Below are 25,003 nucleotides of genomic sequence, written 5' to 3' on the forward strand. Positions count from 1 at the left end.
GAGCGATCCGGCGGACGACCCCCGCACCTGGGCCGGGCTGCTCTTCGGGCCCGCCTCCCGGGACGAGTACGAGACCGAGGCGCTGCTCGACACCGCCCGTGCCGTGCGGGACCTGGCGAACCGGGGGACCACACCCGCGGAAGCGGCCACCGATGTCCTGGCGGGGCTGCGGGAGCTGACCCGGCAGGTACTCGGCCTCGCCGACGAGGCCCAGGTCGGTGCCCGGGACCTGATGCTGCTGGGCTCCCTGGCGCTCAGCGCCGACCCCCGCCAACTGGCCGACGCCGACGCGCTGGGCCGCCTCCTGACGTACCAGGACAGCGCGCTCGGCGAGCGGACCAGGCTCGGTCCCGGACGGGGTGCCGGACGCGACTGGAGCGGCACCGGCGGCCTGACGCCCCCGCTCGACACCTACGCGGCCCAGGACGAGGACGGCACGCCGGCCGTCTGGCCCGTCCCCTGGCCGGACGCGTACGTGGTGCTCGCCCAGTCCGCCGTGGACGCCGTGGACGCCGTGCGCCTGCACACACCGGACGGAGTCCTGCGGATCGAGGACACGGCGGAGCTGGCCCGGCTGATCGCCCGCGACCCCTACCGACCGGCCGGCGACGACATCGTGCTCGCCTTCGCCCACAGCGACATCGAGACGGTCGCCCGCCAGGTGGCGGACCTCACCGGCAACCGGGTCTGGTACTCCGAGCTGGGCCCGAGGGTGGCCACCGACTGGCGCAGCGGCGCCGAACACCTCATGACAGGCCAGGCACCGGACGGCGGGGCGCACGCCTGGATGTCGCTGCGTCCGGGGCAGGGCCCGGTGCCCGGCGGACGGGTCACCGGCACACCCGCGGCGGACCCGCACCCCTCGGACGGGACCGCGTCCGACATCGAGGCGCGCCGCGCCCACCCGCTGACCACCCGTGCGTACGGCTTCGCGGACGGCCACGGGGACGGCGAACTGTTCCGCAACCCCGGCGACCTGGAGAACACCTGGACAGCCCCCCGGTCCCTCGCCGCGGACACCGACGCGCCCACCCTCCTGCTCGCCGACCAGACCTGGGACGTGGAGCGGGCGGACGGCCACCCGGCCGTCCGGATCTCCGCCGACCGCACCCTCGCCGTCCAGAACGAGCACGGCAGCCAGCAGGCCTACGCCACGCGCAAGGCCGTCGCCGAGTCCAACGTCAAGCTGACCCGGGCGGGTCTGGCCGTACGGCTGGGACTCGACGAGGAGCGGAGCATCGTGCTGCCCACCCCGGACGGCGGCGCCAACCGGCTGTTCCGGGTGACCCCGGTCTTCACCAACCGGGCCGGTGAATCCACCGAAGAGGTCTGCCGGGACTTCGCCATCATGCTCGCCGGCGACGGCCGCCCCTCCCACCTGGTCTTCCGGGACCCGGAGGACGGGTCCACCGTCACCGCACCCGCCAACGCCTCCGACGGGGCCGAGGTCACCGGTACGCACCACCTGGCCGAGGCGCTCGGCCAGGTCGCCGACGGCATCCTGCGGCCCGGCTCCGCCGATCCCGGCTGGGCCGCCGCCCTGGTACGCCGCGACGAGCGGCCCACCGGGGGTGACGGCACCGGACCGCTGCCCGCCGCCGCGTACGGCAGTGCGCTCGGCCTGGAGCGGCCGCATGACCCCCGGCGCACCGCCCTGACGGAGGCGGCCCGCCGGATCGGCGTCAACGAGTTCGCCTGGGCCGACGTCGGTGAGGGCTACCTCGTCCAGTCCGTCGCGGCCCCCGGCGAGGACGGCCCGAGCCTGGAGACCAACTACGCCAAGCCCTCGACGGAGTCCGGCGAGTCCTACTTCGGCTACCACTTCATCACCGTGGTGCTCGCCAGCGAGGACGGCACCCACCAGGTCTCCCTGGAGAACCACGCCCGCGCCTCGGCCCGCGAGGACCGGCTGCGCGGCATGGTGCGCGCCAACCTCAGAGCCGTCGACCTGGACGACCTGCGGGCCCAGGCCGACGTCCTGCGCCGGGAGATCGCCCGGCTGGAGGAGAGCGGTGACGACGGGCACCTCAAGGAGGTACGCGGCCACCTCGACCTGACGATCCTCCTGACCCGGGCGAAGCTGGCACAGCAGGAGGTGCTGGACGCCCCCACCGGGTCCCCCGAACGGGCAGCGGCACAACGCTCGTTCGACGGCGTCGTCACCGCCGCGTCCCGGCACCTGGAGCGCCTGGAGTCGACCGTCCCCGGCAAGCGGCTCTGGTACATGCGGATGTTCACCCGGCGTCCGGGCGAGTCGGCCCACGACGTCAACGCCAGTCTTCTGGAGGACGGCGCGGCCGAGGCCAATCCGCTCACCGTGGTCGTCCTGCACGGGCAGGAGGAGCGTCCGCAGACCCTGCACTTCGAGCCCGGCACCGAGCGGACGCCCGACAGCGCGCTCAACGCGATCCGCCACGTCGCCGCGCGGGTGGCCCGGACCGGGCTCTGGAACACGGCCAACCACCTGCCGCTGCCCCGGGTCGACCTGGTCGGCGGTCGGACGGCACGGCTGGGCCGGGACATCGGCCGGGCCCGTGCCAACGCCGTCGCCGCCACCTTCCGGCAGGAGCTGGCCGCCGCGCTCCGGACCCTCCAGGACGGCACTCCCGGGCCGCACCTGAGCGCCGACCGGTTCACCGTCGAGGCCGATTCCGTACGCGTCGAGAAGACCAGCGCCCGGGCCGAGACCGTGGAACTCACCGTCGACGACGGGCGCGGCGGCCCCCGGCAGGTCGCCCTCCGCGGCCTGCGCGGCGGTTCCCCCGACGACGGCCTGGACCCCCTCGCCGAGCAGTGGCCGATCGGCCGGCCGGTCACTCTCATGCGCCCCCGCTTCGGCGGCCTGCCCCCGGCCCCGGCCCTCCCGGCGGCCGGGGCGCCCGACGACGGCCCGGCCACCGGGAAGGGCAAGGAGCCCGAACCGCGCCCGCGCCACTGGTTCCCCTACACCCGGCACACCGAGTCCCGGGCGGAGCCGCTGCGTTACGAGGTCGCCGACACCGGCCACCTCCGGCTGCCCGACGGGCAGGAGATCCCGCCCACCGGCTGGACGAGGTTCGGCGACGACTTCGTCCACTCCGCGACGGGAGCGCTGCTGCGCGGTGACCACGGCTGGCTCGGCCGGGTCGCCAACCTCGACACCCTCGTACCGGCACTCACCGGACTCGACCCGGACGCCGCGCCGTACCGGATCACGGCCGACGCCTCTTACCTTCACCTGGTCCCGGAGCACGGCGCCGGTACCGGTACCGGTACCGCGCTGAGCGTGCCCCTGACCCTGGACCCGGCGGACGGCGAGCCGGGGCCCTCGCACGCGGCGCACTCCACCGGAACGGTAACGCCCGCTGCCCAACAGGGCGCCGCGTGGGAGGCCCACGGCCGGGCGCTGCGCGAGCTCGACGCGGCTGCCGCCCGCGCCGTCGAAACCGGCCGTACGGGCCCCGAGGGCCGGTCCGAGGTCGATGCCGCGCGCGCGGCGGTGGAGCGGGCCGAGGAGCGGCTGTGGGCGCTCGGGGTAGCGCCGGAAGCGCTGGCCGACGCCCGGACCGTGGACCCCGGTGAGCCCGCCACCGCACCGGACTCCTCCACCGCACCCCGTGGACCCGCCCCTGCCGTCCCCCTGGACGCCGAGCAGCGGCGGTGGATCGCCGACCGGGTCACCGAGGCCGACCTGCCGCCCGTGCCGGAGGCCCCGGACGGCGCGGAGACCGTGACCTCGGCAGACCTGCGCGCGGCGGGCGTCGCCCTCCCCCCGGGGCTGCACGCCGAGATGGCCCTCCTCGGCGACCGGCTCCCCGTCGGCAGGCTCAGCGCGTCGGACCTCGCCCGGATACGGCTCACCCGTCCCGGCGACACGGGCGGGACGGTGGGCACGGTGGCCGCGGAGGTGACGCGCCGCCTCTGGGACGCGGCCTACGCCGAGGTCCGGGACGCCGCCCCCGAAGGCCGGGGCGACACGGAGACGGCTCGCGCCTGGTCGGCCGCCGTAGCCCTGGTGCTGCCGCCCGAACCGCACCCGGTGCTCGCCGACGCCCGGTACGCCGGTGAGGCCTTCCGCGATGCGGTGCGCCGGGTCGCCGGTCATCTGCTGGCGGCGGAAGGGGGTGCCGAGGGCGTACGGGCTTCCGCCGCGGAGCTGGCCGACTCCCTGCGTACCGGACTCGGCCTGGCACCGCGCTGGACGGTGCCCGCGGCCGGGCCCGCGACCGGGCCCACCGTCAGCCAGGCCGCGCCGGGGCGGCCCGCGCTCCAGTCCCGGCCGGATGGCGACATGCCGGATCTGGACATGCCCGACCTGGACCTGGGCGAGGGCCAGGGCTCTGGCCAAGGCCAACTCGGCGACACGGACATGGACATGGACGTGGACGTGGATCTGGACCTGGGCGGTAACGATCTGCCCGGTGCCTTCCCCTCCGCCCTGGACAGCCTCGACCTGGACGCCCTGGGTGACCTCGGTGACCTCCCCGACTTCGACTTCGACTTCGACTTCACCTTCGGCCTGCCCGCGCCCGTATCCGTCGGCGCGGGCGGCGGGCAGCCCGTGTACGCCGTGCCCGCCGCCCCGCCCGCCCGGCCGCTCACCACCCTGCCCGCGCTGACCCTCGTACCGTTCGCTCCGCAGGCCACCGGAACCGCCGACGAGGCGGAGCGCGAGGTGGAGCGGCTGGCCCACCAGGTCGCCCGGACCGCGCTGCGCAACCGGCGTCACCGGGTACCGCTGCCCAGGGTCGACATCGCCGGATACGGCGCCGACGCGCGCGGTGCCGGGACCGCGCGCGACCGGGACCAGGCCGCCCAGGCCCAGGGCGACCTGCGGGCGCGGGCCGCCCGCGACCTGTTCGTCCGTCACCTCGACCACGCCCTGCGCACCCTTCAGGCGAACCTCCCGGCCGGCGCCACGCCGTTGCGGCCGCAGGACTTCACCGTCACCGCGCGGGGCCGGAGCCGGGTGCCGGGCCAGGGTGCCACCGTGGCCCTGGCCGGGTGGATCGGCCGGGAGGAGCTGGGCCGCCAGGCCACCATCGGCGTCACCTCACCGCGTCACGCCGCCGCCCTGGACGCCCTGGACGCGCTGCGCCGCACCGACCCCGCCCTGCGCTCCGGGCCCCTGGACGTGGACGCCGTCGCCCGCCGGATCTGGCACCTGGCCCCGTCCGTGCTCGTCGACCCGGAGATGCGGCGCGACCTGTACACGCTGACCGGCCGGGCGCTCGCCGCCGGGCGGGCCACCAGCCTGGCCGCGCTCACCGCCCTCCACCTGGAGGAACAGGGCCTGCTCGCGGACGACCGGGCCCGGCACGTGACGGCCGGCGGCAACCGCGTACCGGGCCTGAACTGGACCGGCACCCGGACCGCCGAGCTCAACGCCCTCTTCGTGGACCGGCTCACCGTCGGCCCCGCGGGCGCGCCCGCCCCCACCGGGGACGCGGACATCGCGCCGTGGCCGTGGGACCCGGCCCCGTACCCGGTGCTGGCGGACGGCAGCCACGACCGGGTGACGGCCCACCTGCCGGACGGCACCACCTGGGAGCTGGACGCCGACGAGTTCGCCGAGCTGGTCGCCGCCGACCTGACCCGCCACCCGCTGCCCGAGCGCGCCCCGATCGTGCTGGCCGTCCCGTCGGCGGGCGACCGCTACCTGGAGCTGCCGCGCAAGCTCGCCGAGCGCACCGGCCGCACCGTCTGGGTCCACAGCGGCCCGGCGCAGCGCAACCCCGACCCGACCGCGACGAACACCGTCGGCGTCCTCCACCGGGACGGCCTGCCGGACGGCACCTGGCTCCCGGTCCGCCCCGGCCTGGCGCCGGACCCCGACGACGGCGCCCCGGCCTGGCACCGCGAGGTGCTGACCCAGCCCATCGTCAGCTCCCGGACCGGGGAGCAGACCGGGCGCAGCTTCCACCAGCCCGCCGAACTCGTCGGGGAGCGCGAGAGCTACCGCGACCTCGACCGCATGTCCTTCTACGTCCACTGGGACGCCGCGACCAACACGTACTCCGGCAAGCTGCCGATGCGGGACCCCGGCCCGGCGGACCAGGCGTACCGGCTGGCGGGCCACGGGCTGCCGGGCGGGCTGTCCCTGCCGCTGGCCGACGGTTCCAGCCGGACCGTGGACCGGGACGAGGCGGCCGGGTGGCTGCGGCGGCGCAAGAGCCTGTCGAGCCTGCCGCAGGACCACTGGGTCGACCTGGTGATCTGCCACTCCGGGGCCCCGGGGCAGGGCTCCGCGCAGGACGTCTCCCAGCTCGACGGCGTCCTGCCCGCGCCGTTCACCGCCGATCCGCTCGGCGACGACGCCCTCTCCCTGGGCCAGCACCTGGCCAACCAACTCCGGCGCACGACGCGGCTGTCGTACTCCTCCCAGGGCGTGGTCCGCTTCGGCGACGGCCCGGTGCGGGTGCTGGCCACCGACGCCCAGGGCCGCCCCTGGTGGTGGGAGACCAGCCGCCCGGAACCGGACGACGCGGAACTCGACCGGCTGGCGGAGCAGGCCGGGTTCGGGGGCGGTCCGTCCCCGCGTGTCCGCTCCGAACTGCTGCGCGTGGTGCGTGCGTTGAAGCTGGTCATCGGTCCCGATGTGCAGGCGGCCGACGACTTCCCCAGGCTGGTCGCCGGGGCCGCGGCGGTCGTCGACATGTGGTTCGCCGACCCGGACCTCCGGCCCACCGGCCCGTTCTGGCCGCAACTCCTCACCCAGGTGGTCGCGGCGCACCCCCTCGCGACGGGCGGCGTGGACGCGGACGTCACCCGCCAGGTGCTGGCCGAGGCGGCGAAGGCGTGGCGGGACGCGGGCGGCGCACTGCCGGTGAGCGGCTTCGTGCCCCTCCCGCAGTTGCGTACGGCGGCGGCCTGGCTCTCCGACCCGGCGGCGGTGGACCGGGCGGCCGTCGACGCGCTCCGGCTCGCCGACCCCGCCGACGCCCCCGCGCACCGGACCCGGATGTTCTGGGCGAGGGTCCGTGCCGAGGAGGCGCTGCCCGGCCCCGGACCGGCGGCCGATCTGCTGACCGTACGGGCCCTCCGCCTCGACCAGGACGCCCAGGTGGACGACGCCCTGCGCGACCGGGCCCGCGCCCTGCTCACCCGGGGCTTCGCGGCGGGCCGGAACATGGCCGACCCGGACGTGGCGGGCGCGTACGCCATCGAGGCGGCCGGTGCCCTCGCGGCGCCCGCACTGCTCACCACCGTGGGCGCGGCGTTCGGCTCCGGCCGGGACTGGCGCGGCCTCGCGACCCTGCTGCCCCGGCTCGACAGCTTCCGGGTCGCGGACACGACGGTGGACGCGCCGTGGGCCGGACAGGACGCGGACGGCACGGTCCGGCCGGTGCCCTACGCCGTACGGGCCTCGGTGGACCTGGAGGACAGCAGCCACATCCAGGTGACCCTGGGCGCGGCCACCCACCGCCTGTCGGCCGCCGAGTTCGCCGAACTGCTGTCCGCCGGAACGGACTTGCGGGGGATGCCGTCCTCCACGCCGGTCCTGCTGCTGCTCGACGGGCTCAGCGGCCCCACCCCGGAGGTCGCCGAGACCGTCTCCCGCAGGCTGGGACGGCCCGTGTGGTGGAGCACCTCCCCGGTCGAACTCTCCGCTCCGGACGCCGCCGAGGGCGAACTCCCCGTGCTGGCGCCCGACCTCTCCACGCTGTCCCAACCGAGCGCCACCGACTGGCGGTTCACCGCTCCGTCCGTTCCCGACCTGGGTGCGCGGACAGTGCCCGCCACACCGGCCCCGGGCCCCGGTGCGCCGACACCGGCCACCAACAGCGACCCGGCCGCCTACTCCTCGCGGACCGGCGACCTGGTCGCCGCACCCGCCGACAACGGCCCGAACTCTGCCCGTAACCAGCGCAGTTCCGTCGGCGACCCCATGGAAGGCGTCGAGCCCACCTCCGTGCCGACGGCCCCCGCTTTCCCCGCCGTCCCCGCGACCCCCGTCCCCGTCACCCCCGCCCCGGTGAAGGCCCTGCAACCGCTGCCGCCCCGGACCCTCGTGGCGTACGGGCGGGACGAGACGAGCCCCTCCGCGCAGGGGGACCGGACCCTGGAGCTGCTCGCCGCCCAGGTGGCGGCCACCGGTCTGCGCAACCGGCGGGCGGGCGCGTCCCTGCCCCGGGTGGAGGTCACCGGCTACGGCGCCGACATCCGCCCCGACCGGCCGGCGACCGGTTCGCCCGCGAGGCGGCGGGCCACCACCGCGCGCCACCGCTTCACCCGGCTGCTGGCGAGCGAACTGGAGCGGCTGCAAAGGGATCTGCCGGCCGGCGCACCCCGCCTGACCGCCCAGGACTTCGCCATCGTCGTCAAAGCCATGGCCCGCGTGCCCGCCGACTGGGTGGGCACCGGTGCCCTCGCCCAGGTGACCCGCGCCGAGCTGGGCCGCCAGGCGACCGTCGTCCTCCACCAGCCGCCGGACGCGGTGGCGGTGCAGAAGCTCGACTCCCTGCGCCGCCGTGACCGCGCGCTGCGGAACGGGCCGCTCGACGTGGACGCCATCGCCCGCCGTGTTCTCCACCTGGACCCGGGGGCCACCGTCCAACAGGACGCCAGGCAGGAGCTGTTCGGCCTGGTGGGCCGGGCCACGGCGGCCGGCCGGGCTAACGGATTCGCCGCGCTGGCCGCGTACCACCTGTCCGAGCTGGGGGTCACCGCGCAGGGCCGCGCCCAGCACTTCACCGTGGACGGCAGCCGGGTGCCGGGCCTCAACTGGGGTACGAGCGACGTCATCGGACTCGACCCCGCCCAGAGCGACCTGCTGGATGCCGACCCCGCAGGCGGCTACGACGTCGTCAGCACCTCACCGACCCCCTGGCCGAGCGGCACGACGCCTTACGTGGTGGCCGCGGAAGGCGGCCCCGACCGGGTGGAGGCGCGGCTCCCGGACGGCACCGTAAGGGAGTTGGGCGTCGAGGAGTTCGTGGAGCTGGTCGCGGCCGACCTGGCCCGCGAGGCGCTGCCGCCCGGTACACCCGTCGTACTCGCCGTACCGTTCGCCGCCGACGGCTACCTCGACCTGCCCCGCAGGCTCGCCGACCGTACGGGCCGGACGGTGTGGGCGCACAGCGGCCGCGTCACCGTCGAGTCCGCCCCCGGGGAGGCGAGCACCATCGACGTCGTCCGCGCCCCGAAGACCCCCCGGGGCGACTGGATCGCCAGCGTCCCCGGGCTCGCGCCGGACACCGACGACGACGCCCCCGACTGGCACCACGACGTGGTGAGCCGGGCCCTCGTCAGCGCGCTCAGCGGCCGGCAGATCGGCCGGGCCTCCCACCATCCCGCCGAGTTCGCCCGGGACTTCGAGGACGACGACCGCCACCTGGACCGGATGGCGACCTTCGTCCACGACCACCCGGCCACCGGCCGCACCTCCGGCGAGTACGACCTGCCCCGGCCGGGCCCCGAGGACCGCGCGTACCGGCTCGACCTCCACGGCTCACCCGGCAGTCTGACGTTCGCCCTGAGCGACGGCACCACCCGCGACATCGACGAGCGGGAGGCCGGCCCGTGGCTGCGCCGCCGCAAGAGCCTGACGACCCTGCCCGAGGACCACTGGGTCGACCTCGTCGTCTGCTGGAGCGGAGCGCCGCGCGACAGCGCCGTACCGAAGCCGGGCACCGCCTCCGACGCGTACGGCGGCCCCTTCGTGGCCGACCCGCTGGCCACCGTCTCGATGGGCCAGCACGTGGCCAACGCCACCGGGCGCTCGGTACGCCTCGCCTACGGCCCCCAGGGCACCCGGCAGAGCAACGGCCGCTACCAGCGGACCCTGTTCGCCGACGCCCAGGGGCGCCGCCGGGCCTGGGCCCTGGCCCGGCCCGAACCGGACGAGGACGAGCTGGACCGGCTGGCGCAGATCGCCGGCATCAGCCCCGGCGACGGCGAGGTGTCGGACGAGATGCGTACGGCGACGCTGCGCCTGGTGCGGGCGCTGCGGATCACCTTCGGCCACGACATCGACGACGACCCGGGCTTCGAGGACCTGCTGCGCGGCGTGGCGGCGGTGGACCAGATGTGGCGCAGCGACTCCGACTTCGAGGCGGCCGGGCCGTTCACGCTGGACCTGCTCCAGCGGGTCGTCGCCGCGCACCCGGAGGCCGCCACCGGGGTGGACCGGCAGACCACCCGCCGGGTGCTGGCCGCCGCCGCTGAGCACTGGGCCCGCTACCCCGACGACGGGCTCGTCAGCTTCGTCGACCTGCCCGCGGTGGAGGCCGCCGCCCAGTGGCTGGCGGAGGGGGACGTGGAGGACGAGGCCGCCGCCGTTCTGCGCATCCGCACCGACGAGGTGGGCGAGGCGGAGATGTCGCGGATGTTCTGGGCGCGGGTCAAGGCCGAGGAGACGCTGCCGGGAACCGGCCCGGACGCGCAGGAGTTCGCCGCCCGGGTCCTCCACCGGGAGCCGGACCCGCGCGCCGCCCACGCCCGCCGCACCGAGGCGCTCGACGTGCTGACCCGGGCCTTCGCGGTGGGCCGGGAGGCGGCCGACCCCGACATCGCGGCGGCGTACGCCCTGAAGGAGGCCGGTGCGTACGACGACACCGCACTCGACACCGCACTCGGCACGGCGGTGGGCACGTCGGACGGCACCGGCCGCGACTACACCGACGGGCCGTCGCAGGACGTGGACCTGACCCGGTTCCGTACCCCGGCCGGCCTGGTGGACGCGCCCTGGGCGCAGGGCAAGGACCGTCCCGTCCCCTACCTGGTGCGGGCCGGGGCCGACGCGGACGACCCGGATCTCGTCGAGGTGTCCTGGAACGGCGACACGTATGAGACGACCGCCGACGAGTTCGCCGAACTCCTGGCCGCCGATCCGGTGTTGGCCCGTACCGAGCTGACCGTACCGCTCGTCCTCGCCCTCCAGGGCCCGGCCGCCGACGCCGTCGGCCTCGCGGACCGCATCGCCCGCAGGCTGGGCCGCACCGTGTGGTGGACCGGTTTCCCGGCCGACCTCTCCGGCACCGATGACGCGGGGGGCCCGTTGCTGACCTTGCACCCGGCGCCCGACGGCACGGCCCCGGGGACCACCCCCTGGCAGCGGGCCCGCCCGGCCCACCCCGCCTCGGCCGAGGACGCCCCGCGCCCGGTTCCGGCACCGCTGCCCCGGTCCAGGCCGAGAGACGACGAGGACCGCACCGGGGCATCCGCCTCGACTCCCTGACACCCGACCCCGGTCCCTGCCCCCGAAAAATCCACGCACCCCCCAAGTACCCCAGTGAACGAGGACACGATGAGTGAGCCCGGCGCCCCGCCCGCCACCTCCCCCCTGGACCCCGCACCCCCGGAGGAGTTCGTCGAGGCCGCCCGGCTCGCGCCCGACCACTGGCTCTACCTGGCCGACCCCGCCTGGCAGGGAGAGGGCCCGCCACCGGAATGGGCCGTCATCGGCCAGTGGCGCTCGGACCACGCGGGCGAGATCGTCGAGTGGGAGGACAACCCGGACTACCGCCCGTCACCCGAGGCGATGGGGTGGCCCGAACCCGCCGACGCGGTGGACCGCGCCGTCCAGCTCGCCACCACCGGATACGGCCCCGCCGAGGACGTCACCGCCGCACTGGCCGGGGCCGAGGTCGCGGTGCCGGTCACCGCGGACGGGGAACCGGTGAGCGCGTCAGCACCCGACGGCACGGCGGTGGTCCCCGTCTACACCTCCCCGCGCTACCTCCGCGGCCTCGGGCAGCTGGCATCCGTGACGCTGCCGCTCACGGAGTTGCTCGCCCGCATCCCCGCCGGACACAGCCTCTGCCTCAACAGCTCGGCCCCGGTCAGCATGGTGCTGACCACGGAAGGGCTCGCGGAGGTGCTGACGGAGGCACGGGCGGAGTCGGCAGAGGAGACCACGGCCTCGACCCTCTAGTGTCCGCTCTCTAGTGTCCGGGGGGCGGGTCGGCGTAGACACCACGCAGCATGCCGGTGGCCTGACCGACCTCGATCAGGTAACCGTCCGGATCGCGCAGGTAGCAGCGGATCTCGGCCTTGCGGTCGATCGGTCCGGTGACGAACTGAGCGCCTTTGGCGCTCCACTCGCGGTGGACGGCCTCGATGTCCGCCACACGGATGTTGAGGAAACAGGACGCGCTGGTGACGTCCTCCGGTGGGCGCAGGGTGATGCCGGGTTTGTCGGGGGTGGGCCCACCGCCGGGATTCATGATGATCCAGCTGTTGGCCAGCCGGACCGTGCAGGGGTTCTCGGCGAGCACGACCTCACCGCCGAGGACGTCCGCGTAGAAGGCACGCGAACGGGGTACGTCGGCGACGCTGAGGAAGTAGGTCAGGAGCATCCCTGACTCGGGTGCGGGAAAGCCTTCCGTGGGCATGTTGCACATCCCTGCTTTCATGGTCGTCGGATCTGCGTCAGCGGCCGGGGTCGCGTCCGTGGCCGGCTGGCCAGCCGACTCTGCTCGGGTCACGTTCCGGACCGAGGATGTGCCGGGGCCTAGGACGCGCCCCCGCCCGTGCCCGCGCCCGAGGCCTGGGGGTCGGTCACTCCCCCCGGGCAGAGCTGGTCGGCGTCCCACCCCGCCAAGCGGGCGCCGGCCGCGTACGCGGAGTCGTAGAACCGGAGGATCCGGGCCGACGCGTCCGGCTCGGTGCGCACCTCGTCGTAGGGCAGCAGGGCCAGGTGCGATCCGTTGCTCTCCGTCCACCGCGCGGCCGCCGGTTCCAGCGGCTGCCGCTGCAGCCCGTCGGGTTCCGGCGCCGTGTACGAGTAGAAGGCGGGTTCCGGGTAGGACCGCTCGTCGCCGAACCAGAAGCCACTGCTGATCACCTCACGCGAGTACGCCTCACGGGTCACGGGATCGATGGACTGCCCTTGTGCCACCTGCCGGTCGGCGAACCGGGTGACGGCGATGTCGAAGGTGTGCCAGAAGTGGTGGACCGGGCTGGTCTTTCCGGAGTATCCGGCCGCGTACCTCTCCAGGACCAGCATGACCTGGGTGAGGATCGTCCAGTAGCGGTTTACGGCTGCCGGGTCGTACGTGGCGTGCTCGTCGTCCTCGGCGAACGGCCGGGCGGCGTCGGGCAGGTCGAAGGGGTACGGATGCTCCGGAACCACGCTGATGCCCAGATGGGCCAGTGCGCCGGTGAACGCGCGGTAGAAGTCGCCGACCGACAGGCCCGTCAGGGGGAACGACACCTGGCGCCCGTCGAGGGTCAGCACGCGGAGACGGTGGGTGGTGAAGTCGAAGTCGACGGTGAACACGGTGCCGTCGCCGAGCGGGCCGCTGGGCCGGGTGGTGATGCCGCTCCCGGTCAGGTGGAAGGGAACGTTCCACCAGTGGTTGCGCCGGACGCTGGCCGCCAGCCGCACCTTCCCGACGATCTGGAGGAACCGGTGCAGCGTTTCCTTCGTCGGGGCCCATGACCCCCTGGGCAGCGGGGGAAACACATCCATCGCAGGCGCCTCCGGTGGCCCGCCCCGGCCCGGACGGCCGAGGACACATGGTTCCACTCTCACGCCCCGTGCCCGGGGCCGCATCCGCTGAGCGCCGGGGGAGGGGGCAGGGGGGCCGGGGCGCTGGGGTGCGGGTGCGCTGGCGGGCCGGGCTGCTGCTGGAGTGCGTACCGCGTTCGCCGTGTCGCGATGGCCCTTCCCGTGCCGGTCCTCCAAGCTCAGGTCATCAGCCACCACGAAGGGACCCGCACCCGTGCCGTCCACCACTCCGCCCCGTTACGACGACCTCCGCGCCCTCTACCTCAACTGCACCCTCAAGCGGTCACCGGAGACGAGCAACACCGACGGATTGATCGACCGCAGCGCCGCGGTGATGCGCGCGGCCGGCGTGCGGACGCAGGTGATCCGCCCCGTCGACCGGGACCTCGCGGTCGGCGTCCAGCCCGACATGACCCAGCACGGCGCCGCCACCGATGCCTGGCCGGAGCTGTACGCCGAAGTGATGGCCGCCGACATTTTGGTGCTCTGCGGACCGATCTGGCTCGGTGACAACAGCTCCGTGATGAAGCACCTCATCGAACGGCTCTACTCCAACTCGGCCGAACTCAACGACGCCGGCCAGTCCGCCTACTACGGGCGGGTCGGCGGCTGTCTCATCACCGGCAACGAGGACGGCCTCAAGCACTGCGCCATGAACATCCTCTACAGCCTCCAGCACATCGGCTACGCCATCCCCCCGCAGGCCGACGCGGGCTGGATCGGCGAGGCAGGCCCAGGACCCAGCTACCTCGATCCCGGCTCCGGCGGCCCCGAGAACGACTTCACCAACCGGAACACCACCTTCGCGGCCTGGAACCTCATGCACCTCGCCGCTCTCCTGAAACGCGCCGGGGGCGTCCCCACGTACGGCAACCAGCGCCCCGAGTGGGAGGCCGGCTGCCGCTTCGACGCACCCAACCCTGAACACCGAAGCTGACGAACGCCCGTCCGGGGTGATCACGTCGCCCCGCCACCGTGCTCCCTCCGCTGGCCTCCCACCACGACCGGGCGCAGCCTGGAAGGGCCGGCCGTCCCACGCCACGAGGCCGGCCGCCGCACGCCGTGTGGGTGCACCGCCCGGCGAGGAACCGAGCAAGGAGCACATCCATGGCTGACCGAACGATTCCCGGAATCGACCCGCAGGCCGCCCCGAGCGGCCCGGGGTGCGCCGACTGCCTGGCGGGGGACGGCCCCGGCTGGTGGTTCCATCTGCGCCGTTGCGCCGCCTGCGGCCGCATCGGCTGCTGCGACTCCTCCCCGTCCCAGCACGCCACCAGGCACTTCCGAACGGCCGGCCACCCCTTCATCACCAGCTACGAACCGGGCGAGGAGTGGTTCTACAACAACGAGACCGAGCAGTTCTACGAGGGCCCGCAGCTCGCCCCGCCCACCTCCCACCCGTCCGACCAGCCCGTTCCCGGACCGGCCGGAGCGGTGCCCGAGGACTGGCAGCAGCGGTTGAACTGACGTCCTCGGCCGGGGGTCGGGCGGCGGGTGGGCGCCGACACCACCATCCGGCGCCAGCCATAGGGGCGATCGCCCCCTTTCGTACTAGTACGTCCGCCCCTCCGGATCCCGCATTGCGCGTTCCCGACCCCAGGGTTCTCTTCAGTCACGGCTGCCCAGCGGCAAAACTCGTCACGTACGGCGCCGAGATACGCCCATCGGAAGAGCGAGCCCTGAATCGAGGAGCGTCCTGCCCGTGAAATCCCAGCGCGAACTCCTGACCCCCCAGATGTTGCGGTACGACGACTTCGACGACCGTGCGGAGACCCGTTACCTGCCCTATCTGATGTATTTCCACCGGGCGGACTACCGTTCCGCGACGATCAACACCGACCGGTTGGGATTCAGGATCTCCCACGGCGCCACGGAACAGGGGTCGGTGGCGAATCCGCCCCGAGGTCCCGTCCGGCTGCTGGCCGGCAGCTCCACCCCGTTCGGGATCGGAGCGACCAGCGACGCCGCCACCATGGCGTCGCGCCTGTGGACCCGGTACGCGCCCTCCGTCCCGTGGCTCAACTTCGCCGGGCGCAGCCACAACTCCATGCAGGAGTTGCTGCTGTTCCTGATGCACCGCGAGCTGGTCCCCGAGGTCGACGAGATCGTCGTCTTCTCCGGACTCAACGACCTGGCGCTCGCCCGGCTGCCCGACTCCCAGCGCGGCGACCACGGCGGGTTCTTCAACTGCGGCGAGTACTTCGACAGCATGGAGGAGCTGCGCGCCTCCCACCGCAAGCCCAAGCGGGGCTTCGGCCGGCGCCCCGGCGGGCCGGAGGACGCCCCTCATGTGGTGCCCCCGCTCGCGGACCGGATCGCGTACGCCGTCGACCTGACCGCGCGCCACCTCGCCGCACTCCGCCTGCTGGCCGGGCCGACCGGCGCGCGCATCACCTACGTCCTGCAGCCCCTGGCGACCTGGGTGCGGGAGTCCGGCCCGCGCGAGGAGCGGGCGATCTTCGGCGAGCTCGACGGGATCTCCAACTTCTGGGAGCTGTACGGCGACATCGCCACGCTGGAGACCGGCCGTCGGTACGCCGACGCGCTCCAGGTCGCCTGCAAGGAACAGGACATCCGCTTCCTGGACCTGAGCCCCGTCGTCGCCGAGTCCGTCAAGGACGACGACTGGCTCTATGTGGACCGGGCGCATTTCACCGACCACGGTACGGAAATCGTCTCCGGCCTTCTCGCCGAATCCCTCGGGCTTTCCTGAGCTGTCAGATCCGGCACGATCCGGCACGATCCGGTCCCCACGTAATCCCTTTACGCAAGAGAGGGCTATTCAGCCATGTCCTTCGTCAAAAACCTCATCGCGAAAGTGTTCCGGCGGAAGCGGAAGCCCAAGAACGACGCCTCCATCTACCCCATGTTCTGACCGCGCGCGACGAGAAACCCGCGACGAGAAACCCGCGAAGCGAATCACGCGACGAGAACACGAGACCGAGAGAGGGGAACGATGCACAGCCAACAGGCAGCCGCCACGGCCACGCTGTCCGCAGAGCATCAGGCGGGTCGTCCGCACGGGCTGCCGGGGGACGGCGGCGGCTCCGCGCGGACTGTCTACGCGTACGCGACGGACCCGGAGGCCACCCTTCCCGAGGGCCGGTTCGTCGAGGAGGTACGGACCGTACTGCGCCGCCACGCCATGGCCGACGCCCCCGCAGGAGACGACGGCTCGCTCGACGCCCTCGCGCGGCAGGCCGCCGACTGGGGTGCCGCTGAGCGCGAGCGCTACCTCACCCTGGCCGGCGACGCGGAAGGCCCCGAAGGCCACCGCGAGGTGCTGGTCCGCCGGGCGGTCCTCGGCTGCGCCCCGCTCGCCCTCCTGTCCGGGGCCTGGCTGCAATGGCTCAGCGACCCCGGGAACGCCGACGACCCCCTGGTCCTGCGCATCCTCGCCCTGTACGCCTCCGACGTCGGCGCCGGCCACCCGGCGGCCTCCCGGGGCAGCGCCTGCCTCGAACTGTTACGCAGGCTGCGGCTCGCCGAGAACGCGGCCCCGGCCGCCCGGCTCACCGGCGACCAGCGCATCCCGGACGGCGCGTTCCGCCTCCCGGCGCTGCTCCTGGCGATGAGCCGGCGTCCCGACGACTTCCGGGGCGAGATCCTCGGTGCCGACCTGTGCCTGAGGGCCGTCGGGCTGCTGCCCGCCCTGGAGCTGGTCCGGGAGGTGCTGCCGACGGAGGCGGACTGGGCGACCCTGGACCCGGGCCGCAGGCGTGAGGGCGAGGGGCCCTCTCCCGTCGAGCGGTGCCGCGCGGCCGTGGACGCGCTGGTGGAGGGGGAGGGTGAGCGGGGCGGCGACGCCGTGCGCTCCGGCTTCCGCTGGATGCTGGCCGGCCTCCGCGACTGGTCCGACGCGCTCCACGCGGAGCTGGTGGCGGCCGGGGACCCCGCGTTCGACATGGCCGAGCTGATGCGGCTGCGCTCACGTGAAGGGGCGGTCTACCACCACCAGTTCCTGCTGGAGGGCAAGCCCTTGGCCCGCTGGCTGGCGGAGTGCCGGACCGACCCGGGCCCGCTGCTCGACGTCCTGGCGCGCAGCAAGCTGGTCAAGCCCGGCCGTTCCGGGGCCAGTTCGCTGGTTCGGGGGCTGGTCGGTGAGCGCGGGCCGATGTTCCGGGTCTTCTCGCCGGAGGATCTGACGGTGATCCGCCGCTGGATCGACTCGCTCCCGGCCAGGCCTGCGGAAGCGCCGGAACTCCAGAAGGAACCGGAACCCGGCCCGGGGTCGAAGAAGCCCTCCCCGGGCGCCACGCGGGACCCCCTCACAGCCGTCGCCGCAGCCCTGCGGACCGGCGCCCGCTCCCCGGGCCGCACCCCGTCCGGGCTCCGCGAGGCGTACCACCTGCTCATGAACCGTACCGACACCCCCGCCCTCCGCTCCTGGGCCATGGACTACGTCGCCGGCTGGCTCGCCCGCTCCGGCCACGGCATGGACCGTACGGCGATGCGGTTGCCCGAGCGCTGGAGCCACGAAGGGCTGCGCCCGTGGCTTCAGGCCCAACACGACCAGCACGGGGCCGAGTTCGAGGAGAACGCGGCGATCCCCCTGCCCTCGAAGGAAGCGGTCGTCGACGACACCGTACAGACGGCCCCGCTGACCCTGATCGACGGAAGCTGGCTCCAGGGGTTCACCGACTACGAGCAGGCCTCGTCCGCGATCGGGCACTCCCTCTTCGAGACGTACTGGGACGAACTCGGCAACGGCGAACCGCACTTGAACCACCCCCTCATCTACCGCGACGTGCTCAAGGAGATGGGGGTGGAGCTCCCGCCGACCGCCTCCGCCGCGTTCGCGCGGTGGCCCGGCTTCCGCGAGGAGTCCCTCGAACTGCCGGTGTACTGGCTGTGCGTGGGCCGCTTCCCGCAGACCTTCCTGCCGGAGGTCCTCGGCCTGAACCTGGCCATGGAGCTTTCGGGCGTCGGCGGCACCTACCGACGGGCGCGCCTCGCCCTGAAGGCGTACGGCTTCAGCACCCGCTTCGTGGACATCCACAACACCATCGACAACGTCGCCACCGGCCACTCCGCCTGGGCCGCCGACGCCGTGGACACCCTGCTCGCCTCGCTGCCCGACGCACCGGGCCCCGGCGCCCGGGCCGATGTGTGGGGCCGGGTGCGTGTGGGCTACCGCTCGCTCAACCCGCCGAGGACCGTCGGCGCACGGCTCGCCGCCCGCCGCACCCGCTTCACCGGCCGCCGCAGGTGAGCCCCCGGAGGCCGGCGGGCCTCACGACGCGGAGAGCCTCTCACTCCCCACCCCGATCCCGTATCCGAACCCAGCCGGAGGAACCCAGCGGTGTCTGACCTCATTCTCGGAGTCTCCGCGTTCTACCACGACAGCGCCGCCGCCCTGACAGCCGACGGCGTCCCCGTGGCCGCAGCCCAAGAGGAACGTTTCACCAGGCGGCGGCACGACCCCTCGTTCCCCTCCCGCGCGGTCGCGTACTGCCTCGACGAGCAGGGCGTGAGCCTGGACGACGTCTCCGCCGTCGCCTACTACGAGGACCCCCGGCTGAAGTTCCGCCGGGTGCTGTCCACCTTCGCGGGCGCCGCCCCCACCGGCTTCGCCTCCTTCCGCGACACGCTCCCCGCCTGGCTCGGCCCCGGCGGCAAGCTGCGCACCGCCGACACCGTGCGCGCCGAGCTCGCCGCGCTGGGCCGGGGCCGGGTGCCCGAGCTCTCCGTACGCCGCCACCATGAGTCGCACGCGGTCTCCGCCTTCTTCCCGAGCCCGTACGAGTCCGCCGCCGTGCTCTGCATCGACGGCGTCGGCGAATGGGCCACCACCACCCTCTGGCACGGCCGGGGCACCGACCTCCGGCCCGTCTCCGAACTCCGCTTCCCCCACTCCCTCGGCCTGCTCTACTCCGCCTTCACCTACTTCTGCGGCTTCAAGGTCGACTCCGGCGAGTACAAGCTCATGGGCCTCGCGCCCTACGGCAAACCGCGCTACGCCGACCTCATCCGCGAGAAGCTCATCGACCTCAAGCCCGACGGCTCCTTCCGCCTGGACATGCGCTACTTCGCGTACCTGCGCGGCCAGGTCATGACCGGTCGCGGCTTCGAGAAGCTCTTCGGCGGCCCGCGCCGCACCTCCGAAACCCCGCTCACCGAGCGGGAGTTCGACCTCGCGGCCTCGGTGCAGGCGGTGACCGAGGAGGCGGTGCTCCGGCTCGCCCGGACGGCCCGCGAGCGTACGGGGGAGTCCCGGCTCTGCATGGCCGGCGGCGTCGCCCTCAACTGCGTGGCCAACGGCAAGGTGATCGACGCCGGGATCTTCGACGAGGTCTGGGTCCAGCCCGCCGCCGGTGACGCCGGGGGAGCCCTCGGCGCCGCCCAGGCCGTCGCGATGGAACGAGGCGCCCGGCGCGACCATGTGCGTACGGGGCACGACGCGATGAGCGGCTCCCTGCTCGGGCCCGCCTACGGCGACGAGGAGATCGCGGCCTACCTGGACGCGCGCTCCATCCCGTACCGGCGGCTCGACAGCGACACCCTGGCCGCGCAGGTCGCGGACGGGCTGGCGCAGGGGAAGATCGTCGGCTGGTTCCAGGGGCGCATGGAGTTCGGGCCCCGGGCCCTCGGTGCCCGCTCCATCATCGGGGACCCGCGCAACCCGGACATGCAGTCGGCGATGAACCTCAAGATCAAGTTCCGGGAGTCCTTCCGCCCGTTCGCGCCCGCCGTCCTGGCCGAGGACGCCAAGGACTACTTCGACCTGCCGCAGGAGAGCCCGTACATGCTCGTCGTCTCCCAGGTCGCCGCTGCCCAGCGGCTGGAGGCGCAGGAAGGCGGGGCCTCGGGGCTCGACCTGCTCAAGGTGCGGCGCTCCACCATCCCCGCCGTCACCCACGTCGACCACTCGGCACGCGTGCAGACCGTGACCGGCCACAGCAACCCGGCCTACCACCGGCTGCTGACCGCCTTCAAGTCCCTCACCGGCTGCCCGGTCCTGGTCAACACCTCGTTCAACGTACGCGGCGAACCGATCGTCAACTCCCCGCAGGAGGCCTACACCTGCTTCATGCGGACCGACATCGACATGCTGGCGCTCGGCAACTTCCTGCTGGAGAAGAGCGACCAGCCCGCGTGGCAGGAAGCGTCCGACTGGCGCGACGAGATCCCGCTCGACTGAGCCCCCGGGCACACCCTTCCCGCCCCGGCGCCGCCGCCACGGGACCACACGAAAGAACGGACGGAACGGACCCCCATGCGCACCTTCCTGCTCCTCATCGCCTACTACCTCGTCGTGACCCCCGTCGGCCTGCTGAGCCGACTGGTCAACGACCCCCTGGCGCGCCGCTGGAACCGGCGCGCCGACACCTACTGGAACGCGCCGGCCCCCTCACCGGCTCGCTGAGCGACGCAATGAGGGCGTGCAACCGACCTAACGGAGACAGACGATGACCAGCTTGCTCCAGTTCGCCCGGTACCGAGTCGAGGACAGCGCCCGGGACCTGTTGCGCAAGGAGATCTCGGCCCGGGTATCGGAGACCAGCCTCGATTCCGACCTCGACGACGCCATCCTCGGCGGAATCGGCGCGTACGCGCTGCGGCGCCATCTGCCCGGTGACATCCTCCACGGCAGCCAGGTGTTCACCGCCGCCGGCTCCCACGCGTTACTCCTGTCCAACCTGCCCACCCAGGACTTCCCGGCCACCCCGGTCAGCGGCTTCGCCGACGAGGGCGGACTCGCCGTGACCAACGCCATCCACCTGGGCCTGATCCGCCTGCTCGGATGCACGCCGTTCGCGGTGAGTTACGAGAACGACGGCCGGCTCATCCGCAATGTCGTGCCCAACCCGGCGGCCTCCGGGACCACCAGCTCCTGGGGGGCCGACTCGGAGTTCTTCTGGCACTCCGACAACCCGCACCAGCCCTTCGGCCCGCCCGGATCGGACCCCCGGCTCTACACACCGCCGTACCTCACCTTCTTCGCCATACGCAACGAGGAGCGCATCCCCACCGAGATCGCGGCCCTCGACGACGTCGTCGTACGGCTCGACGAGGAGACCCGATCGGTGCTCAGCGCAACGGAGTTCGAGGTCGGCGCACCCGACTCCAACGACGGGGAGACCATCGGCCCGCTGGTGAAGACCCCGGTCCTGGAGCCCGGACCGGACGGCCGCCACCGCGCCCGCTACGACCGGGGCACCACGGCCGGACTCACCCCCGCCGCCCAACAGGCCCTGGAGCGCTGGCGCGAGGTCCTGCTCGACATCCCGTCGGCCGACCTCATCCTCCAGCCGGGCGACTTCATGATCTTCGACAACCTCCGCGTGCTGCACCGCCGTAAGGCGTTCACCCCGAACCCGAACGCGACGGCCCGGTGGCTCCGCCGCTGCTACGCCGCCTGACCGGCACGACAACTCCCCTACTGCCACAGCACATTCCGCACCCCACGTACCACTTCGAAGGGAACCCCATGGGCAAGTACCGCGTGGCCGTCATCGGCGGTCGGCCGGCACCGGTCGCAGGAGCCAAGGAACTCGGCATCGACGTCGTCCTCGTCCACCAGGAGGGCGCCTACGACGTGGCCGTGGCCCAGCACTGCGAACGCATCATCCACGGCCCCCTGGACGACGGCCCGGCCATCCTCGAACTCCTGAAGCCGCTGCACGCCGAGCGCCCGTTCGACCGCGTCCTCACCACCACCGAACCGGCCGCCGAATCCACCGGTTTCGTCGTGGACGCCCTCGGCCTGCCCGGCGTCAGCGAGTTCACCGCCCGCGCCCTCAAGGACAAGGCACTCACCCGGCAGTTGCTGGACGAACACGGCATCAGCCCGGTCCGCTACCGGCTGGTCCGGAGCGCCGAGGAGATCGCCGCGTTCCGGGCGGAGGTCGGTGACCGGATCATCGTCAAGCCGGTGGACGGCGTCGCCAGCCTGCACATCCACCCCGTGGACGGGCCCGAGGACGCCGAGAAGGCCTGGGAGGCACTCCAGGAGGCGGACACCTCGGCCGTCATCGCGGAGGAGTACCTCGACGGCCCCGTCGTCAGCGTCGACTCCTTCTCCCACGCCGGCCGCCACCTCACCATCGGCTACTCCGAGTACCGCATGAACGAGCGGTACGTCGAGTGGGAGGTCAGCACCCCCAGCCGGTACGCCACCCCGTGGCTGGCCGAACTCCGCGAGCTCACCCCGAAGTTGCTGGACGCCGTCGGCCTCACCGAAGGCCCCTCGCACAGCGAGTTCGTCCTCACCCCGAAGGGCCCGCGCGTCCTCGAATCCCACGCCCGGCTGGCCGGCAGCGGCGCACCCGAACTGGTCCGCCGCGCCTTCGGGCTCAACCTCAACCGGATGTTCCTCACGGTCCCGCTCGGCATCGACGAGCTCCCGCAGACCTCGCCCGAGCCGCTGGGCGGCGCCGCGGTCCGCTTCTTCACGCCGGAGCCCGGCACCGTCGACGCGATCGAGGTGGACGACGACGCCGCCCACGAGATCCGCCGGGTCCCGAAGGACGAGAAGCAGTACGTCTTCCTCCCGTACCTGGACGAGTTCACGGACACGGAGGTGGCGGCCGTGATCGGCAAGAGCGTCGGCGAGACCGTGCCGCCGCTGCTGACCGTCGCGGACTGCGTCTCCGGGTACGTCATCGCCTCCGGGCGCGACGCGGACGACGCGGTGGCCAAGTGCGAGGCGACGAACGACCGCATCCGCTTCAAGACGAGCTGAGGACGGCGCACGGCCGGCCCCGCCCCCGCGCGCTGCGGCCCAGGGCGGCCGGGACCTCCAGCCGAGGCCCCGGCCGCCCGCCTGCCCGTGCGCGCTCCTTCTCCCTTTTCACCGCGCTCCTGCCTCTTCCCTCCTGCCTCCTGCCTCCTGGGATGGACTCACCGATGAACACGATCATTTGCCCTGTCGTGGCGGAGGGGTCCCTGCCGGACCCCGTCGCCCAGCTGAAGACCGCCCGTCAACTGGTCGAGGACCGGTATAGCAGCGAGCAGCCCCTCGCCCGCGCCGCGCTGCACCTGATCGACTGCGCCACCGACATCGTGGGCCAGCTCCCGGACGGTGACCTGGACGCGGCGCGCGGCGCACTGGGCTCGGCCCGGGCCGCCGTGGTCTCCGCGACCTTCGCGGTGGGCCGGGTCCGGGACATGTCGGCAGCCGGAGCCGATGAGGCATGAGTAAACACGGCGAACACGGCGGACGCGGTGGCCACGGTGGAGGCGGCGGGCACGTTCTCGTCATCCACCGTTGGCGCGACCGCCACGCCCACTACGAGGAGTACGTCGACCACCGCACCCACCGGGTCACCTACGTGACCACGGAACTGGCGCTCGACTCGGTGCCCGGCGGTGCGGCAGCCGCCCGTACCGTCCCGGCCACCGACGATCTCGACGCCGTCTGGCGCGCGGTGACCGAGCTGCGAACCCATTTCGGTGTGCCGGAGCGGGTGGTGGCCCTCAACGAGGGCGACCTCGACACCGCGGCCGTCGTCCGGGAGCGGCTGGGCTGCGCCGGCCAGACCCCTGGTCCGCTGGCCCGCTTCCGCGACAAGCTCACCATGAACCAGGTGACCGCCGACGCGGGCATACCCGCCCCCGCCTTCGCGGACGCCCCCGACGAGGCCGCCGTCCTGGCCTTCGCCGAGGCCCACGGCTGGCCGGTCGTGGTCAAGCCGCGCCGGGGGACCGCGAGCAGGGGTGTCGTACGGCTCGACTCCCAGGCCGACCTGCCGCTGCTGCGCACCTCGCCCCCGGAACCCCGCCTGGTGCAGAAGTTCTGCGCCGATCCGATCCTCCACATCGACGGCCTGTGGACCGGCGAGGGACTGGGCCCCTGGCGGGCCTCCCGGTACGTCAACACCTGCGTGGACTTCACCCAGGGCGAGGCGCTCGGCTCGGTCGAGGTGGACGACCCCGAACTCCTGCGGCCACTGGGCGAGTTCACCTCCCGGGTAGCGAGGGTGCTCGGCCCGGACCCGTGGGTCTTCCACCTGGAGGCGTTCGTCGGTACGTCCGCCGACGGCTCGCCCTCGATCCAGTTCCTGGAGGCGGGGTACCGGGTCGGCGGGGCGGAGATCCCGTTCGTCTGGCGGGAGGTGCACGGCATCGACCTCGCCGGAGCCGCCGCCGACGTCCAGCTCGGCCGGCGCCCGGAACTCCCGATACCGGACGTCTGGCGTACGGGCGGCTGGCTGCTGGTGCCCTCACCCGTCCCGGCCCCCTGCCGCGTGACAGCCTGGGAACTCCCCGAACCGCCGACCCCTGACGAGGGCCCCTACGCCTTGGTGGTGCCGGCCGTGGGCCAGGTGGTCCCGCGCGTGGGCGGGTACGAGCACGTGGGCGCCCGGTTCCGGTTCTGCGGGGGGGCGAGCGGTGACGTGGAGAAGGCGATCCTCAGGACGGCGGCCCAGTTCCGGCTGGAGTGTGTACCGGAGCGGGGAGCGCGTGTGGCCTGCGGACTGGATCGATGAGGGGCGGGAGCAGCGGAGGACCGTCCGCCGCACTCGTCCTGCCTGCCGTACTCGTCCTGGAGGACGGCCGTGCGTTCCGTGGCCGTGCTTATGGGGCCGTGGGGGAGACCTTCGGCGAAGCGGTGTTCTCCACCGGCAT

General features: G+C 73.6%; 14 protein-coding genes and 1 pseudogene (1 of these 15 cut by a window edge). 13 read left to right on the forward strand and 2 right to left on the reverse strand.

Going from position 1 to position 25,003, the window contains the following annotated elements:
- Positions 1-11,158, forward strand: partial view of a lonely Cys domain-containing protein gene (locus tag ACFWRT_RS16340; RefSeq protein ID WP_380949918.1) — the 3' end only. The gene continues 17,756 nt to the left of window position 1, outside the view; the window shows 11,158 of its 28,914 coding nt (coding positions 17,757-28,914); the start codon falls outside the window, past its left edge; it ends in the stop codon at positions 11,156-11,158.
- 69 nt (positions 11,159-11,227) lie between these two features.
- Positions 11,228-11,854 carry a type VII secretion system-associated protein gene (locus ACFWRT_RS16345; protein WP_380949798.1) on the forward strand — a complete coding sequence of 209 codons (627 nt, stop codon included), beginning with the start codon at positions 11,228-11,230 and terminating at the stop codon, positions 11,852-11,854.
- 10 nt (positions 11,855-11,864) lie between these two features.
- Here the strand turns inward: ACFWRT_RS16345 and ACFWRT_RS16350 are convergent, their stop codons facing one another.
- The gene (locus ACFWRT_RS16350) at positions 11,865-12,314 is read right to left on the reverse strand and encodes a VOC family protein (RefSeq protein ID WP_380949797.1); all 450 of its coding nucleotides are present in this window, start codon (positions 12,312-12,314) and stop codon (positions 11,865-11,867) included.
- Positions 12,315-12,433: 119 nt separating this feature from the next.
- Entirely contained in the window at positions 12,434-13,393 is a 960-nt protein-coding gene (locus ACFWRT_RS16355; protein WP_380949796.1) for a DUF5996 family protein, read from the reverse strand.
- Positions 13,394-13,646: 253 nt separating this feature from the next.
- Between ACFWRT_RS16355 and ACFWRT_RS16360 the strand changes: the two genes are divergently transcribed.
- The 11 genes and pseudogenes from ACFWRT_RS16360 to ACFWRT_RS16410 all read left to right on the forward strand — a co-directional run.
- On the forward strand, positions 13,647-14,369 hold the full coding sequence (locus tag ACFWRT_RS16360) for a flavodoxin family protein (protein ID WP_380949795.1): 723 nt from the start codon (positions 13,647-13,649) through the stop codon (positions 14,367-14,369).
- A gap of 170 nt (positions 14,370-14,539) precedes the next feature.
- Positions 14,540-14,899 carry a UBP-type zinc finger domain-containing protein gene (locus tag ACFWRT_RS16365; RefSeq protein ID WP_380949794.1) on the forward strand — a complete coding sequence of 120 codons (360 nt, stop codon included), beginning with the start codon at positions 14,540-14,542 and terminating at the stop codon, positions 14,897-14,899.
- A gap of 235 nt (positions 14,900-15,134) precedes the next feature.
- Positions 15,135-16,145, forward strand: coding sequence for an Inducer of phenazine A (locus ACFWRT_RS16370; RefSeq protein ID WP_380949793.1), 1,011 nt, complete (start codon positions 15,135-15,137; stop codon positions 16,143-16,145).
- Between the two features lie 243 nt (positions 16,146-16,388).
- Complete coding sequence (locus ACFWRT_RS16375) at positions 16,389-18,644, forward strand: iron-containing redox enzyme family protein (RefSeq protein ID WP_380949792.1); 2,256 nt, start codon at positions 16,389-16,391, stop codon at positions 18,642-18,644.
- A gap of 90 nt (positions 18,645-18,734) precedes the next feature.
- On the forward strand, positions 18,735-20,573 hold the full coding sequence (locus tag ACFWRT_RS16380) for a carbamoyltransferase family protein (protein ID WP_380949791.1): 1,839 nt from the start codon (positions 18,735-18,737) through the stop codon (positions 20,571-20,573).
- A 75-nt stretch (positions 20,574-20,648) separates the two neighbouring features.
- The gene (locus ACFWRT_RS16385) at positions 20,649-20,798 is read left to right on the forward strand and encodes a hypothetical protein (protein ID WP_380949790.1); all 150 of its coding nucleotides are present in this window, start codon (positions 20,649-20,651) and stop codon (positions 20,796-20,798) included.
- Positions 20,799-20,841: 43 nt separating this feature from the next.
- Positions 20,842-21,795: a TauD/TfdA family dioxygenase gene (locus tag ACFWRT_RS16390; RefSeq protein ID WP_380949789.1), complete on the forward strand. Its 954-nt coding sequence runs from the start codon at positions 20,842-20,844 to the stop codon at positions 21,793-21,795.
- A gap of 68 nt (positions 21,796-21,863) precedes the next feature.
- On the forward strand, positions 21,864-23,117 hold the full coding sequence (locus ACFWRT_RS16395; RefSeq protein ID WP_380949788.1) for an ATP-grasp domain-containing protein: 1,254 nt from the start codon (positions 21,864-21,866) through the stop codon (positions 23,115-23,117).
- A 164-nt stretch (positions 23,118-23,281) separates the two neighbouring features.
- On the forward strand, positions 23,282-23,572 hold the full coding sequence (locus tag ACFWRT_RS16400; RefSeq protein WP_380949787.1) for a hypothetical protein: 291 nt from the start codon (positions 23,282-23,284) through the stop codon (positions 23,570-23,572).
- Complete coding sequence (locus tag ACFWRT_RS16405) at positions 23,569-24,864, forward strand: ATP-grasp domain-containing protein (RefSeq protein WP_380949786.1); 1,296 nt, start codon at positions 23,569-23,571, stop codon at positions 24,862-24,864. The genes ACFWRT_RS16400 and ACFWRT_RS16405 overlap by 4 nt, the downstream gene beginning before the upstream one ends.
- Positions 24,861-25,003 (forward strand): annotated as a pseudogene (locus tag ACFWRT_RS16410) (carbamoyl phosphate synthase small subunit); the annotation flags it as partial. The gene ACFWRT_RS16405 and the pseudogene ACFWRT_RS16410, both read left to right, overlap by 4 nt.

The sequence above is a fragment of the Streptomyces cyaneofuscatus genome, from assembly GCF_042718795.1.
GTDB lineage: Bacteria > Actinomycetota > Actinomycetes > Streptomycetales > Streptomycetaceae > Streptomyces > Streptomyces cyaneofuscatus_A.

Bases quoted from the DNA above. Each gene is read 5' to 3' on its own strand.
- ACFWRT_RS16345 (WP_380949798.1), top strand. From the start codon at position 11,228: ATGAGTGAGCCCGGCGCCCCGCCCGCCACCTCCCCCCTGGACCCCGCA.
- ACFWRT_RS16350 (WP_380949797.1), bottom strand. From the start codon at position 12,314: ATGCCCACGGAAGGCTTTCCCGCACCCGAGTCAGGGATGCTCCTGACC.
- ACFWRT_RS16355 (WP_380949796.1), bottom strand. From the start codon at position 13,393: ATGGATGTGTTTCCCCCGCTGCCCAGGGGGTCATGGGCCCCGACGAAG.
- ACFWRT_RS16365 (WP_380949794.1), top strand. From the start codon at position 14,540: ATGGCTGACCGAACGATTCCCGGAATCGACCCGCAGGCCGCCCCGAGC.
- ACFWRT_RS16375 (WP_380949792.1), top strand. From the start codon at position 16,389: ATGCACAGCCAACAGGCAGCCGCCACGGCCACGCTGTCCGCAGAGCAT.
- ACFWRT_RS16385 (WP_380949790.1), top strand. From the start codon at position 20,649: ATGCGCACCTTCCTGCTCCTCATCGCCTACTACCTCGTCGTGACCCCC.
- ACFWRT_RS16390 (WP_380949789.1), top strand. From the start codon at position 20,842: ATGACCAGCTTGCTCCAGTTCGCCCGGTACCGAGTCGAGGACAGCGCC.
- ACFWRT_RS16395 (WP_380949788.1), top strand. From the start codon at position 21,864: ATGGGCAAGTACCGCGTGGCCGTCATCGGCGGTCGGCCGGCACCGGTC.
- ACFWRT_RS16400 (WP_380949787.1), top strand. From the start codon at position 23,282: ATGAACACGATCATTTGCCCTGTCGTGGCGGAGGGGTCCCTGCCGGAC.
- ACFWRT_RS16405 (WP_380949786.1), top strand. From the start codon at position 23,569: ATGAGTAAACACGGCGAACACGGCGGACGCGGTGGCCACGGTGGAGGC.